Here is a 14,341-nt window from a genome sequence, read left to right on the forward strand (position 1 = left end):
ATCACTCTGAGATTAGCCAACAGACAAAACTTTTAATGGTTGAATGGTTTGGAGGTCATGAATTTCCGAAAGTTGAGCATGATAGAGATCCCAAGACTGTTGGAGATTCATCCAGAAATCGGCCGAAGTGGAAAAGAATCTAGCCAAGCGCAAAGCTGTACTAGGAGTAATACCGCGACGACGATTAACAATCTCATTCACCCGTTGATAGGGAACATGAATCGCACTAGCAAGGTCACGCTGAGACAAATTAAGAGGTAGCAGAAATTCCTCCAGCAACATTTCGCCAGGATGAGTGGGGACACGATGGGTTGGGATTCTTGACATAATTTATTACCTTAACTTTAGTGATAATCGACAATTTCCACCTGAGAAGCACCAGCATCAGACCAAATAAAACAAATACGATACTGGTCATTAATCCGAATACTATGTTGACCAAGGCGATCGCCAGCCAAAGCTTCTAGGCGATTATTGGGAGGAGCGCGGAGGTCATCAAGGATAGTCGCCGCATTGATCTGGTCAAGTTTACGAGCAGCAACGCGACTAATTGAAGCAGGACAGACTTTTCTCGCTTGCCTAGTGTTTTTGCCATTAAAGACATCTTCAGTGCCCTGGTTTAGAAAAGAGAGAATCATAAAAGCATAATAACACGGATATCATGCTATCAACTTCATAACTTATGTAAAAGCAGTAGGAGCGCTTACGCTTGAAGTCCATGACGATTGACGGATTAGGAAGAACAATCTTATGGAAGTAGCAATAAGTTCACTGACAGGCAGAACACAGGCGCAACTATAACCGCTTTGACCATATCTTCCATAAAGACAGCCATACCGATGCAGATAGTGAATGGGCAAAGGAAATAGCCAAACACTACAACAAGCTCATCTCCGAAGCCGCCGCCAGTCGTAGCCGTCTAGAACATAATTGAAGCCATTGTTCGCTATTGAGAGTAGCTTAAAAATCTACTCCAAGTAAGTTACCACCTTCATTATCAGTTAGTCTCAACCTTACAAATGAATTAAAATTAAATTCAGGTGAAAATGCTGCTGAAGGAATCATATCTGAATTGAGAGTACAGATGTATTTAAAACCAAGACGTTCTGACTCTCTTGCAGCTAGTTCAAGCGCCAGAGCTACTTGTCGTTCGTCAACTCCATCAAAGATAGTACTATCGTGAATGAGAATATGAGGTGATAACGTATTCTGTGACCATAGTTGAGCCAACATTAGGTCATAACAGAAGATTTTCATTTTCCCTATTCCTTCACTGCGATCTCTCTCAATATCTACTTTAAATTGAAATCCATTTGGGACTACATCAATAGCTAAAGTTCCTGGAGCATTATAAAGAGCCTGTGAGTTTTCATTAAATAGACCGATTGCCCGTTCAGACTGAGTAATACGTTCTTGATAGTCTCTACGAGCTTTTCTCTGTAACTGTTCTTTCTCTATTTTTAGTGCGCTTTTGCCATCTTCAATCTGTTGTAGTTCAGCAATACGTTGATTAATCTCGTTAAGACTTGATACTGTTTCTAAATATAATTCTTGTAGTCTTGTATATTCTTCTAAAGCTCCATGAGTTTGCAATACTTCAAGTCTAGAAGCCCGACGATCAGTTTTTTCCCTGATGAGTGTATCTAGTTCGCCAATAGTTCGCATTAAACGATTAATTTCTATTGACAGAAACTCACTACGATTTCCAATAATTTGACGATGAAAATTTTCTACCTCCTCAAGGCGACGACTTACTAGCCCAGGAAGCTCAATACCAGCACTTTCATATAGTCGAATTACTTCATTTTGAGATGGGGCGCTTTCCCGTTGGCGTTGCACAAATGAAGGATGAATCAAGAAAAGGTGGGAATCGATTTGTACTTGAGATAATGAATTAACAGACGAATTGAATACCGCAACATTTGTTCAGATTTTGAATAACATAAAGTTTTGCGATGCAATCTGGCAAGATAATGTCTCAGTCTCGTATTTTCACCCTCAACTCTGGTCATGTAGGTTTTGCTAATAATTTGATCTTCCGAGTTGATAAACATTTTGTAGACACAGTAGCCATCGGTAACCCAGAAATAGCATTGCCAAACCTTAATCAATGTCCATAGAGGTTCAAAGGTTTTGCTACTCCTATCCCCTAATACCCAAGCCAAGATACCTTGGCTAAAATGATTCACCGCAGTCCATAGCCAAATCAAGTTTTTTTGACCCAACAAAAGTCTGGAGTTCATCCAGTTCACCAACATCAGGAATAGTCTCAATCGGTGGATGTTCTGGTAATTGCTTGGCTGCTTCCTTAACCCAGTTGATGACTGAGTTGTGACTAACATCGGTACATCTCTCAATTTGTCTAAATCCCATGCCGTTGCAGTACATTTTTAGGCATATTTTTTTGACATCTTGGGAATATCCCAGCACTGAGTAATGATCAATGAACTGACGACCGCAATCAGCGCAAATATGATTTTGTTTGTCTCCTCGTTTCCCATTTTTACGAATATGTGTTGAACCACACTTTGGACATTTCATTGTTTTTCATTGCTTAAACTCGTTATCTTTAATATTTACTCATTCATCCCTCATTTATGCAACGCCGAAATTCTAGCCACAGGTGAAGCATTAGTAGAAATTAGCGGAAATTAAATTTAACGTTATCGAGAAAGAATATGGCTGAAACCGTTACTTTACAAATACCAGAGGCATTGTACTAACGCCTAGCGATCGCGGCTGGAGCAACACAGCGATCGCAACTTAACCCAGATCAGACGATGTCTTCTCGACGACCGACTTTTGCTAAAGCCTCGTGATAACAGTAACTATCGGTCTTTGTTTGAGATAATAATGACAAAATTTACAAATTCTTCAAAGAGAGATTTTTGGAAAAGCTCTCTTCAGTTTGTTTTGCAATGGGATACTAAAAAAGCGATCGCCAAACAAATCAGTTTTGTAACTGCGATCGCTCTCATGTTTTCTAGCATCCTCCCTTTACCTGCCTTTGCGGACTATGGCGACACCTTGCCATTACCACAACCACCTTTCAAGGGCAAAATTGGCATAACTTACAAGGAATCTCAACCCGACTTCCCTAAACCAATTAAAGCTCCTGACAAAGCTCCTAATGTGCTGCTAGTTCTCCTTGATGATGTAGGCTTTGGACAAACTAGCTCCTTCGGTGGATTGATTGAAACTCCGAACTTAGATCGCTTAGCGGCTGGGGGATTACGTTACAATCAATTCCATACTACAGCGCTCTGCTCTCCCACTAGAGCCGCCTTGCTGACAGGACGCAATCACCATTCCGTCAGTACAGGTGTGATTACAGAACTTGCATCGGGCTACCCAGGGTATACTGCGATCCTCCCCCGCAGCGCCGCCACGATCGCCGAGGTATTACGCAGCAATGGCTATAACACCGCCGCCTTTGGTAAATGGCACAATACTCCTGATTACGAAACTAGTGCTGTAGGACCTTTTGATCGCTGGCCGACTAGTTTAGGTTTTGATTATTTTTATGGATTTTTGGGCGGTGATACCAATCAATGGAGTCCTAACTTGGTAGAGAATACTCAACATATTCAGAAACCTTTGGATGATCCCAATTATCACCTCACTCCCGATCTCGTTGATCATGCGATTAAATGGATTCGCACCCAGCAATCGATCGCTCCCGATAAGCCCTTCTTTACTTACCTTGCCACAGGCGCAACCCATGCGCCCCACCACGCACCTAAGGAATGGATTGAGAAATACAAGGGCAAGTTCGATCAAGGTTGGGATAAATTACGCGCTGACATTTTTGAGCGTCAGCTTAAACTGGGGATTATTCCTGCGGATACGAAACTCACTCCCCGTCCTGCGGAAATTCCTGCTTGGGATTCCCTCACACCTACGGAGCAGAAAGTTTACGCGCACCAATTTGAAGTATTTGCAGGTTTCCTCAGCCATACTGATGCCGAAGTTGGTCGTGTGATTGAGGCGATCAATCAGCTAGGCGAATTGGATAATACCCTTGTCTTCTTCATTGCTGGTGACAATGGCGCGAGTGCAGAAGGTGGTTTAACAGGCAGTGTTAACGAGTTCAAGGTCTTTAATGGCGTTGAAGAAAGTCCTCAAGAAATTCTCGCCGCCCTAGATGATTTGGGTAGTTCTAAAACTTTTAATCATTTTCATGCTGCTTGGGCTTGGGCTGTGGACAGCCCTTTCCAATGGACTAAGCAAATCGCTTCTCACTTTGGCGGTACTCGCAATGGTCTAGTCATCTCTTGGGGCGATCGCATTAAGGATCAAGGTGCTATTCGCAGCCAGTTCCATCATGTGATTGATATTGCGCCAACGATTCTGGAAGCAGCAGGAATTGAAGAGCCAGAAGTGGTTAATGGTGCAAAACAGCAGCCTATTGAGGGAACCAGTCTTGTGTATTCCTTTGATGATCCTGCGGTGGCTTCAAAACATAAAACTCAGTACTTTGAGATGTTTGGCAACCGTGCCATTTATGACAATGGCTGGGTAGCGGCGGCGCGTCATGGTCGTTTACCTTGGGAGCGATTCTCTAAAACTACCTTTGATCAGGACAATTGGGAACTATACAATGTTGCCCCAGACTTTAGCGAATCTCAGGATTTAGCGAAGGATAATCCTCAAAAGTTAGCAGAATTGCAAAATCTCTTTCTGAAGGAAGCGAAGAAATATAAGGTTCTGCCCTTAGACGATCGCACCATCCAACGCTTTGATATTAACACCCGTCCTAGCATTACCACAGGGCGCAATAGCTTTAGTTACTACACCACGGTCACAGGCATTCCTGAAGGTAGCGCTCCTAATACTAAAAATCGATCCTTCAGTATCACTGCCAATGTGGATATTGCTAAAGATGGTGCAGAAGGGGTTTTAGTGACTCAAGGCGGACGTTTTGCAGGTTGGAGTTTCTTCTTCAAAGATGGCAAACCCACCTATGCCTATAACTTCCTGAATAGCGATCGCACGATTATTCAGTCCTCTGAACCCGTAGCGATCGGTAAATCTAAAGTTAGATTTGATTTTACCTATGATGGTGGCGGGATTGGTGCAGGTGGCACTGGCAAGCTATTTATCAATGATAAGCAGGTTGCCGAAGGTCGGATCGAGAAAACCGTCGGCTTCCGCATTGGCTTAGATGAAACCTTTGATGTTGGTCAAGATACAGGTAGCGCAGTGGTTGATAGCTATCAAGTCCCCTTTAAATTCACTGGCAATTTAGAGCAGGTTAAACTCGATTTATTGTAAGCAAATCCACTAAATCAGGGAATGAGCAAAACTCATTCCCTAAATCATATTTATTACTATGACTAACCTAATCGAATACGAATCCGCTAGTGACGAAGTACGCGCAATTTATGACGATATTCGCACCACTCGCCAAACCGAATATATCAACAATTTCTGGAAAGCTCTTGCCAATCATCCTCCCACTCTCCGTCGCACATGGGAAACCCTCAAGGAGGTCATGGGTGGTGAAGGCGAAATTGATCCCCTGACAAGGGAATTGATTTACATCGCCGTTAGCGTCACTAATGGCTGTGAATACTGTATCGCCTCCCATACTGCTGCCGCCCGTGCTAAAGGATTAACCGAAAAAGTTCGCGGTGAGTTACTAGCGATCGTCGCAGCTGCAAATTCCACTAATCGCCTTGCTAATGGCTATCAAGTTCCCGTCGATGAGCAGTTTAAAATCTAATGGCAGCAATTTTATTCGATCTTGATGGAACCCTGACCGATCCGAAGATTGGGATTACGACCTGCATTCAATATGCGATCTCCCAACTTGGTAATCAACCACCAACCACCGATGAATTGCTGTGGTGTATTGGTCCACCATTGAGCGTAAGTTTTGCGAAACTTCTAGAAACCGAGGATCGGGTTTTGATTAATCATGCCATTTCTTTATATCGCGATCGCTTCTCAACCGTCGGCTTATTTGAAAATGAGCTTTATCCCGAAATCCCTGAGGCTATTGCATCTATTCGTGCAGAAGGCTATCAAACCTATGTAGCAACTTCTAAACCCCATGTATATGCGAAACGGATTGTCGAGCATTTTGAGTTGTCTGCTCTCTTTGATGGTATCTATGGCAGTGAATTAGATGGTACACGGAGCATTAAAGGAGAATTGATTCGTCATATTCTGCTGACGGAAAACCTCGATGCTAAAGCAACCGTGATGATCGGCGATCGCTCTCATGATGTGATTGGCGCAAAGCAAAATCAAGTTTTTGCGATCGGAATCACCTATGGCTATGGCTCCATAGAAGAGTTAAACAATCATGGTGCTGATGCTATTGCTCATTCCCCCCAAGAAATTCTGCCATTGATTCCCCTCAAATCATAAATCCCTTAATTCTCTATGAATGAATTATTATCTCGTCTTAATCCCAATCTGCTTCAACAAATAGACTTCTACTTCCACAAAATCGACTTTATCTTCCTTAATCGCCTTTCCTTTTTGCTATTTATTCTAGCAATGTTGCTAGCTACAGGATTAAGTCTCACCGTACCGCAGATTATCGAACCTCTTCGCAATTGGCGGCTAGTCCTTCGCTCTCTCATCGCAAATCTTGTAATTGTACCAATTTTAGTTTTAGGACTACTGCACTTTATACCCGTAAGTGAACCGATTAAGATTGGCTTTACAATCCTTGCAGTCGCGGCTGGCCCCCCTGTGTTACCGAAGTTAGCACAAATGGTAAATGGGAACCTTGCCTTTGCCGCAGGATTGATGATGGTCTTGATGCTTGCCTCCGCTATCTTTATGCCAATTGTCTTACCCCTAGTTTTAGATGGTGTACAGATTAGCCCTTGGCAAGTTGCGAAGCCCATATTTGTGTCCCTATTACCTCCCTTAGTGATCGGGCTATTGATTAGATCGCGCTTTGAGGCGATCGCTATCAGCGTTATTCCATTTCTGCGTCGAGTCAATAGCTTTGCCCTCATCTTGGGTTTAGCTTCATCCCTCGCTTTACAATTCAATAGCCTGATTGAGTTGGCAAAAAGCGGTATCGTCTTGGCGATCGCTATTTTTATCATTGTTGCCTTTGCCGTAGGATATCTGCTCGGTGGACCGAATATAGACACAAGGTTAACCCTTGGCGTAGGTACGGCTCAGCGTAATATTGCAGGAGCATTAATCGTTGCTGGTACAAACTTTGAAGATCCTGCGATTATCAGTGTGATTGTAGTGACAAGCTTATCTCTATTTGTGGTGATTCGCTTAATTGCTAGACAATCCTTTGTGAAACAAACTCCATCCACAGAACTTTCCTGATTTTTCAAACTTGGCTAAATAGATATGAAATTTACTCCTTTAAACGATCGCCTTCATAACTATCTTTTGTCTGTTACCTTAAGAGAGCATCCTCTGCTCAAGGAACTACGCCATGAAACTGCGAACCATGCTAGAGGCAATATGCAGATTGCCCCAGAGCAGGGTCAGTTAATGGCTTTATTGATTCAATTGATTGGGGCTAAGAAGACCTTAGAGGTAGGTGTATTTACGGGTTATAGCTCTCTTTCCGTTGCCCTCTCATTACCTGAAGATGGGAAAGTGATTGCCTGTGATGTTAGCGAAGAATATACCAGCATTGCTAGACGCTATTGGGAAAAGGCAGAAGTTGCTCATAAAATCGATTTGCATATTGCCCCTGCGATTCAGACCCTCGATCGCTTACTTGCCGAGGGTCAAGCAAACACCTTTGATTTCGCCTTCATTGATGCGGATAAAGAGAATTATGATGGCTACTACGAGCGATCGCTACAGTTGGTGCGGAAAGGTGGCTTAATTGCGATCGATAATGTCTTGTGGAGTGGACGAGTGATCGATCCAGAGTTTCAAGATGCTGATACTTTAGCAATTCGCGCTCTCAATGAGAAGTTACATCAAGATCAACGGATTTCTCTATCGCTATTGCCTGTATCCGATGGTTTGACCCTTGCTTTAAAGTGTTAGATCTCAACCAAATAAGCGATCGCCTTTTTCTATCATTAAGTGCGATCGCCATATACAGTTTCATGGTTTTCTTATTTCTGATTCTTTCTGATTCTATTTTTAACGTGATGTGTAACCAAAAGATCGCGTTGATATGTGTAAATAAAAATATCTTTTTGTATCATTTTGCTCTAAATGAATATTGTCTAAAAGTTTCTGCCTAATCTACCTGTTTAGATGATTAGCCAGAAAAATTCCGTGTAATTACCCAAAAACAGGATCTTTGCCAGAATTTTTTTGTATAACATACCCTACAAGGTGATTAGGCAGAAACTTGACCTTCAGCCTATATTGCCTATAGTCAGATTAGAGAGAGATTTTCCATGAACTACATAGTTATGCCGACCTAATGGAGTAGGTTAGATGGGTGCACATAATAGAAATTATTTGTAAAGTAAGTAGGAATAATCTATGCCATCGTTAATGATTAATAGAGACGGTCGTCCTGAAATGTTTGTAATAAGTAGTGACAAAGCTCTTTGACATCAATGGACAGATACAACTGGTACGTGGAGCAGTTGGGCAAGCCTTGGGGGAACTTGTAAGCAAATTTCAGTAGTAGCCAACCAGGATGGACGACTGGAAGTGTTTGCTATTGGTAGTGATGACGCTGCTTACCATATCTGGCAAACAACTCCTGGTGGTGGATGGAGCAGTTGGGCAAGCCTTGGGGGAACTTGTAAGCAAATTTCAGTAGTAGCCAATCAGGATGGACGACTGGAAGTGTTTGCTATTGGTAGTGATGACGCTGCCTATCATATCTGGCAAACGACTCCTGGTGGTGGATGGAGCAGTTGGACAAGCCTTGGAGGGAAAATTAAACGAATAGGAGCAAGTCGGCAGCCTAATGGGACTCTTCAGGTTATTGCATTAGGCATTGATGATGAGTCCTATCGCATTGCTCAAAATACACCGAGTGGTGGATGGGATAATTGGCAGCGTGTCTTTATGGATAACAGGAGCAGTTCAAGTTTGAGTGCTCTTAGCGGTTTATCTTTTGTTGTAGGAAGTTCCATCAGTTCAAATCTCTTTATGGCTGTTGCAGATACGATGCCATCTAGTCCCTCTTCCAAAAAAACAACGAAAGAACTTGCAGAAGAATGCGTCTATGAAATTGCTAAGGCAACAGCGGCAACGTCAGCGGCAACGGCGGCGGCTGGGAGTGGACTCACTCCTGTTGCTATTGCCGCCATCGTGTTAGCTGGAGCTGCCATCACTTCTGCTTCTCAGAAATGTTCTGAAGCCATCGATCAAGGATTTGAACCAGATAGTTCTGATGGATCTGATAAATCCACACTACGCGGGATTGATGAACCACATTATTATGACTATGAGCCTAGCCATTCTGGAGTCATGGTTGCATGATGTGGTTAAGCAACTGATTGCAAATCTCAATGTGCAATTTTTGTAGTTAGTCCCTAGAAAAAGTCTGTCAACAATGGAGAAAGAACGGCATAATCGGGTAAGAGGGAGGTTTTCCCTCCCCGTCCCCACAGCACTCCGCATGCGTCTCCGCACGGGGCGCTTCCACAGAGAGGTTTAGCGCGATCACCGATCTCGTAGGTTGGGTTGAGATGACGAACCCCAACATTGCCTTTATTCCTTACCTTAATATTTCCTCGCTAATAAAATTGGAGTTCTCACTTCGTCAGAGAGAGTAATTATAGTAACTCAGCAATGAGGTTATCATTTCTCATAGTTGGGTTGCATTCCTTAAACCAACCTACAAGATCAGCGATCGCTCCCAACAGCTATCTGCGCGATCGCGCAGATAGCTGTTGGGAGCTTTGTCTCTGGATATTAACGGCTAGACGGACAAGCGATCAATAGCCAGTAGTAATCGAACAACGCGATCGACGATACTGGATTGAAGCAACAAGTATATCTTTAATTATCGATTAGCACGTTTTGGCGTATAGGAATTGGGCGCACCCACTGGCACATTGGGATACTTCTGCACACTGGACTTGTAATCAGACACCAATTGCACCATTGGATATTGAATCCATGTGTTGTAGGGTTCAGATACCTGTCTAGCCTCATGGGGATCGCGAGTCAGATCAACCAGTTTAGCCACCGTGGAATATCTAGCGATCGGGCTAGTCTTAGTTTCTTGCCAAGCATAATGGAGCTTCCAATCATGCCACTTTACAGCTCGCAAATCGTCCGCAACAAAGACCACAAAACCTTCACGCCCAGATTTAGGATTTTTACCAAGAAAGAAGTCCGCCATATTTATTCCATCTATAGCCCGATCACTAGGAACTTTTGCCCCCACAATCGATGCTAGAGTTGGGAAAATATCAACTTCATGGACAATCTCATTAGTCACCTTACCTGCGGGAATCTTGTCTGGCCAACGGATGATAAATGGAACTCGTAAACCACCTTCCATTGCGGTGAAATAAGTACCTGCCCAAGGACCACTCCAACCACTATATTGTCCATCGCCCACGGTGCTATCTTCCACTCCATTGTCGGCGGTGAAAATCACAATCGTATTCTTCTCAATTCCGAGTTTGGCGATCGCCTCCAAAAGCTGACCTACATAATGATCAGTCTGCACCAACATATCGGCATAGTCGCCATGACCGCTTTTACCCGCAAAATCGGGATGGGGCAGGGTGGGATAATGCATTGCTGTGTAAGGAACATAGGCGAAAAAGGGTTTACCCGCTTCGTGGTTGCGCGTCATAAAGGCGATCGCCCGTTGGGTGAGTTCGCCATCAATCAAGCGCCGTTCGTTGAGGTCATAGATTTTTTGAGGTTGAGGTTGTTTTCCTTTATAACTTTCAAAAATCCAAGGCTTATTGGAATCAGCGATATTCACATCCCCAGCGATCGAATAGCGACTGATGGTTTCTGGTGTCAGCCATACCGATTCATCGGTACTATTGGGAATGCCATACCATTCATCAAAACCTTGATCCGTCGGCCAGCGTCCTGTGGAGCGTCCCAGATGCCATTTCCCAAAAGCACCCGTTGCATAACCGACATCGGAAAGGGATTCGGCAAGGGTTGTTTCCCACGGAATTAGCCCATAGAGCGGTGTGCCAAGGGGAATGCTCTGTGTGCCGCTACGGATGGCGTGTCGTCCTGTGAGCATTGCGGAACGACTGGGGGTGCATTGGGCTTCTGTATTGGCATTGAGAAGTCTTGTGCCTTCGGCTGCTAGGCGATCGATATGAGGAGAAGGAGCGCCACGCAGGGAACCACCACCATAAACGCCCCAGTCTCCCCATCCTGTGTTGTCAGTGAGAATGAGCAGAATATTCGGTTTTGGTTCTGTTTGAGTATCTGGTTCGGCATAGGTGGGGGGACAGAGCATCAGAAATAATGTCATGAGCGCGGTAGCGATCGCGATCGGTAATCTCATTGATTAATCACCTTTTTACGAATATTTGTAACGTCGCTAACTTGACTAAATCTATAATCATGTCAGAAGATATTTGCTTATCTATTATTTAGATTATCTAACAATTAGTCTCATAAAAACTATCCGCATGGCAAAAACATCAATGGGCTGGTTCAATTTTAATGTGGATCTTCCAGCATTTAGATCGCGTAACTATCGACTCTACTTTGCTGGACAAAGCTTGTCGATGACGGGTAGCTTTATGACCCAAGTTGCCGTTCTCTGGCTGATTTATAAGGTTACAGATTCAGCGCTGTTGTTGGGAATCGCAGGATTTTTTGGGCAACTGCCCGTATTTTTACTCGCTCCCGTCTCAGGTATTCTCGCCGATCGCTACGATCGCAAATACTTGATGATTTTGTTACAGGTATTTGGGATTTCGATCTCGCTTGCCTTGATGGTTACGAGCTTTTTGGGATGGGCGAATTTCTGGGTATTGCTATTGTTAGGAACCCTTGGCGGCGTTCTCAAGGGATTAGATGTGCCGATTCGCCATGCTTTTGTGACGGATATCGTCAATCGCGAAGAGATGAATAGCGCGATTTCTCTGAACTATGCATTTCTGAATACGGCGCGGCTATAAGGTCCTGCGATGGGAGGAATTGCGATCGCTTCAATTGGTGCAGGTTTCTGCTTTCTCTACGACAGCATCAGTTATATTGCCGTGTTAGTTGCCCTATTTGCAATGCGGATCGCGCCTCGTAAAATCGAATCCCACAAAAAGCATCCTTGGCAAAATCTGAAGGAAGGATTCAAATATGCCTATAAGGTTGTTCCCATTCGTTCCCTATTGCTGTTGCTAGCTTTGGCAAGTCTGATCAATATGTCATACGCTACCTTGCTCCCAATTTTCTCAGTACAAGTTTTTCAAGGTGATGCGGCGACAATGGGATTTTTAACTGCGGCATCGGCTTTAGGGGCGGTCTTTGCCTGTCTCTATCTCAGCTTTCGGAAAGGGATTCAGGGACTACATCGATTGATTGCTTTCTGTCCTGCCAGTTTAGGCATTGCCATAGTTGTCTTCTCGCTTTCCCATGTATTTTGGCTCTCGGTGGCAGCATTAACCGTAGTTGGATTTAGCTCAACGCTTCAGGTTGCTGCTAGTAACACTGTTATTCAGCATGGTGTGGAAGAATCAAAACGAGGAAGAGTGATGAGCTTCTATACGATGTGCTTTATGGGTATGTCACCTTTTGGGAATTTGATTTTGGGGACTTCCGCAAATGCGATCGGAGCGCAAAATACACTGATTATTGGTGGTGTGGTTTGCATTGTCGGTTCTCTTCTCTTTGTGCAGTTTTTACCTGCGATCGCTGCATGGGTGACAGCAGGTATACAGGAGCATCATTCAGTTTCTGCACAGGCGCAGTAGGAGGAATGACAAATGGACATGGAAAACCCCAAACGGCGATCGCACTTATATAAGGTGAATTTACATCAGGTTGATCAATTACCTACGGAATTGATTGATCCTCCCCACAATTCCATTACTAATAAAATCACCAATAGCATTTACAAAAGCTTTCCTGCCTTTAAATCCCGTAATTTCCGCCTCTATATCATCGGTCAGGTGTTCTCTTTATCGGGAACCTTCATGACGCAGATGGCGATTCCTTGGTTGATTTATGACCTAACGAAATCCCCTTGGTTGCTAGGTTTATCAGGATTTTTAGGTTTTCTGCCATCGTTAATTCTGATTCCTTTTTCGGGAGTACTTAGCGATCGCTGGGATCGTAAAGATCTCTTAAAATTAGTGCAGATTCTCGGTATTAGCGTATCAGCAACCCTAACCCTTGTGACTGTTCTAGGTTTAGCCGAATTCTGGTCATTATTGATTCTCAGCATTCTCGGCGGTGTTCTCAAGGGGCTAGATATGCCTGTGCGCCATGCCTTTGTCGTGGAAATGGTGGATGATCGACAGGATTTAAGCAATGCGATCGCTATTAATTCCACAATGCTCGCCTGTTCGCGCTTAATGGGACCTGCGATCGGCGGACTACTGCTAGCAACTGTGGGCGTGAAGTTCTGTTTTCTCTATGACACCATCAGTTATGTCGCCGCCATTTGGGCGTTAGCGGTGATGACCCTTCCCGCTAGTAAACCGATGCAAATCTCACAGAGGATTAGCACTTGGGGACGCTTGCAGGAAGGATTTAATTATGTTGCTGACTTTCTGCCCGTGAAGGCGATTATCTTGCTATTGGCTTTGCAAGGCATCTTCGGATTTTCCCATGTGGTGCTATTACCGATCTACGCTGCCGAAATTCTCCAAGGTGGCGAAAAGATTTTGGGCTGGTTAAGTGCATCTCCTGCTTTCGGAGCAATTCTTTCCTCAATTTATCTCAGCCAACGTCGCCAAGTGGCAGGTTTAGAGCGATTGATAGCACTTTGCCCATTTTCTACTGGTCTATGTGCGATCGCCTATGCCTTCTCGACTGTTCTCTGGATTTCGCTACCTTTACTCGTAATCATGGGAGGTATTTCCACTTTGCATATTTCCTGTAGTAATACTGTGATTCAAACGATTGTCGATGATAGTAAACGCGGCAGAGTGATGAGTTTCTATTCCCTTTCGCTGATTGGAATGTTGCCAATCTGTAATCTATTTACGGGAACTCTCGCCCATTGGCTCGGTGCGCCCCATACTTTGCTAGTCACTGGCAGTATCTGTGTTCTTGCTTCGGCTTGGTTTTGGCGACAGTTACCGCTAATTTCTAAGTCGATTCTCAATGCAATGCGATCGATTAATAAAGCTGAGAAAGCTGTAGCTTAATCGAAGAGATCCCCCTCAATCCCCCTTGTAAAGGGGGAAGAAGAGAAGAATATTCTCCCCCCTTTACAAGGGGGGCTGGGGGGGATCTAAAACCTCTAACTTCTACACCAAATTTCAAAATTAAA

13 protein-coding genes and 1 pseudogene are annotated in these 14,341 nt (G+C 44.0%); 9 read left to right on the plus strand and 5 right to left on the minus strand.

Annotated features, from left to right (window positions below; all coding sequences use genetic code 11):
- Positions 1 to 12 precede the first annotated feature (12 nt).
- From HC246_RS24005 to HC246_RS24020, 4 genes are all read right to left on the minus strand, one after another.
- Positions 13 to 327: a HigA family addiction module antitoxin gene (locus HC246_RS24005; protein ID WP_169365963.1), complete on the minus strand. Its 315-nt coding sequence runs from the start codon at positions 325 to 327 to the stop codon at positions 13 to 15.
- A gap of 17 nt (positions 328 to 344) precedes the next feature.
- Positions 345 to 638, minus strand: coding sequence for a type II toxin-antitoxin system RelE/ParE family toxin (locus HC246_RS24010; RefSeq protein ID WP_169365964.1), 294 nt, complete (start codon positions 636 to 638; stop codon positions 345 to 347).
- Between the two features lie 322 nt (positions 639 to 960).
- Positions 961 to 1,857 (minus strand): DUF2326 domain-containing protein, encoded by an 897-nt coding sequence (locus HC246_RS24015; protein ID WP_211167947.1) that lies wholly within the window; start codon positions 1,855 to 1,857, stop codon positions 961 to 963.
- Positions 1,854 to 2,541, minus strand: a protein-coding gene (locus tag HC246_RS24020; RefSeq protein WP_169365965.1) for an IS1 family transposase whose coding sequence is annotated in 2 segments (ribosomal slippage) — positions 1,854 to 2,210 and positions 2,212 to 2,541 — 687 coding nt in all. Because the reading frame shifts where the segments join, the coding sequence is not laid out codon by codon here. Before HC246_RS24020 ends, HC246_RS24015 begins: the two co-directional genes overlap by 4 nt.
- 312 nt (positions 2,542 to 2,853) lie before the next feature.
- Here HC246_RS24020 and HC246_RS24025 point away from each other — a divergent pair.
- From HC246_RS24025 to HC246_RS24055, 7 genes are all read left to right on the plus strand, one after another.
- Complete coding sequence (locus tag HC246_RS24025; RefSeq protein ID WP_211167948.1) at positions 2,854 to 5,274, plus strand: arylsulfatase; 2,421 nt, start codon at positions 2,854 to 2,856, stop codon at positions 5,272 to 5,274.
- 58 nt (positions 5,275 to 5,332) lie between these two features.
- Positions 5,333 to 5,725 (plus strand): carboxymuconolactone decarboxylase family protein, encoded by a 393-nt coding sequence (locus tag HC246_RS24030; RefSeq protein WP_169365966.1) that lies wholly within the window; start codon positions 5,333 to 5,335, stop codon positions 5,723 to 5,725.
- The gene (locus HC246_RS24035) at positions 5,725 to 6,375 is read left to right on the plus strand and encodes an HAD family hydrolase (protein WP_169365967.1); all 651 of its coding nucleotides are present in this window, start codon (positions 5,725 to 5,727) and stop codon (positions 6,373 to 6,375) included. The genes HC246_RS24030 and HC246_RS24035 overlap by 1 nt, the downstream gene beginning before the upstream one ends.
- A 15-nt stretch (positions 6,376 to 6,390) precedes the next feature.
- Positions 6,391 to 7,308, plus strand: a complete 918-nt coding sequence (locus tag HC246_RS24040) for a bile acid:sodium symporter family protein (RefSeq protein ID WP_169365968.1) — start codon at positions 6,391 to 6,393, stop codon at positions 7,306 to 7,308.
- 24 nt (positions 7,309 to 7,332) lie between these two features.
- Positions 7,333 to 7,989: a class I SAM-dependent methyltransferase gene (locus tag HC246_RS24045; protein WP_169365969.1), complete on the plus strand. Its 657-nt coding sequence runs from the start codon at positions 7,333 to 7,335 to the stop codon at positions 7,987 to 7,989.
- Positions 7,990 to 8,613: 624 nt separating this feature from the next.
- The gene (locus HC246_RS24050) at positions 8,614 to 9,393 is read left to right on the plus strand and encodes a hypothetical protein (RefSeq protein ID WP_169365970.1); all 780 of its coding nucleotides are present in this window, start codon (positions 8,614 to 8,616) and stop codon (positions 9,391 to 9,393) included.
- A 312-nt stretch (positions 9,394 to 9,705) separates the two neighbouring features.
- Positions 9,706 to 9,858 (plus strand): hypothetical protein, encoded by a 153-nt coding sequence (locus HC246_RS24055; protein ID WP_169365971.1) that lies wholly within the window; start codon positions 9,706 to 9,708, stop codon positions 9,856 to 9,858.
- 61 nt (positions 9,859 to 9,919) lie between these two features.
- On the opposite strand, the gene HC246_RS24060 is transcribed toward HC246_RS24055, so the two are convergent.
- Positions 9,920 to 11,404, minus strand: coding sequence for an arylsulfatase (locus HC246_RS24060; protein WP_169365972.1), 1,485 nt, complete (start codon positions 11,402 to 11,404; stop codon positions 9,920 to 9,922).
- A gap of 142 nt (positions 11,405 to 11,546) precedes the next feature.
- Here HC246_RS24060 and HC246_RS24065 point away from each other — a divergent pair.
- Together HC246_RS24065 and HC246_RS24070 are read left to right on the plus strand one after the other, a co-directional pair.
- Positions 11,547 to 12,815 (plus strand): annotated as a pseudogene (locus HC246_RS24065) (MFS transporter).
- A 12-nt stretch (positions 12,816 to 12,827) separates the two neighbouring features.
- The gene (locus HC246_RS24070; protein WP_169365973.1) at positions 12,828 to 14,216 is read left to right on the plus strand and encodes an MFS transporter; all 1,389 of its coding nucleotides are present in this window, start codon (positions 12,828 to 12,830) and stop codon (positions 14,214 to 14,216) included.
- Positions 14,217 to 14,341 lie beyond the last annotated feature (125 nt).

The sequence above is a fragment of the Pseudanabaena yagii GIHE-NHR1 genome, from assembly GCF_012863495.1.
GTDB classification, from domain to species: domain Bacteria; phylum Cyanobacteriota; class Cyanobacteriia; order Pseudanabaenales; family Pseudanabaenaceae; genus Pseudanabaena; species Pseudanabaena yagii.

What these genes read in the sequence shown, in the direction of transcription:
- HC246_RS24030 (WP_169365966.1), top strand. Translation starts at nt 5,333, where the DNA reads ATGACTAACCTAATCGAATACGAATCCGCTAGTGACGAAGTACGCGCA.
- HC246_RS24035 (WP_169365967.1), top strand. Translation starts at nt 5,725, where the DNA reads ATGGCAGCAATTTTATTCGATCTTGATGGAACCCTGACCGATCCGAAG.
- HC246_RS24040 (WP_169365968.1), top strand. Translation starts at nt 6,391, where the DNA reads ATGAATGAATTATTATCTCGTCTTAATCCCAATCTGCTTCAACAAATA.
- HC246_RS24055 (WP_169365971.1), top strand. Translation starts at nt 9,706, where the DNA reads ATGAGGTTATCATTTCTCATAGTTGGGTTGCATTCCTTAAACCAACCT.
- HC246_RS24060 (WP_169365972.1), bottom strand. Translation starts at nt 11,404, where the DNA reads ATGAGATTACCGATCGCGATCGCTACCGCGCTCATGACATTATTTCTG.
- HC246_RS24025 (WP_211167948.1), top strand. Translation starts at nt 2,854, where the DNA reads ATGACAAAATTTACAAATTCTTCAAAGAGAGATTTTTGGAAAAGCTCT.
- HC246_RS24005 (WP_169365963.1), bottom strand. Translation starts at nt 327, where the DNA reads ATGTCAAGAATCCCAACCCATCGTGTCCCCACTCATCCTGGCGAAATG.
- HC246_RS24010 (WP_169365964.1), bottom strand. Translation starts at nt 638, where the DNA reads ATGATTCTCTCTTTTCTAAACCAGGGCACTGAAGATGTCTTTAATGGC.
- HC246_RS24070 (WP_169365973.1), top strand. Translation starts at nt 12,828, where the DNA reads ATGGACATGGAAAACCCCAAACGGCGATCGCACTTATATAAGGTGAAT.
- HC246_RS24045 (WP_169365969.1), top strand. Translation starts at nt 7,333, where the DNA reads ATGAAATTTACTCCTTTAAACGATCGCCTTCATAACTATCTTTTGTCT.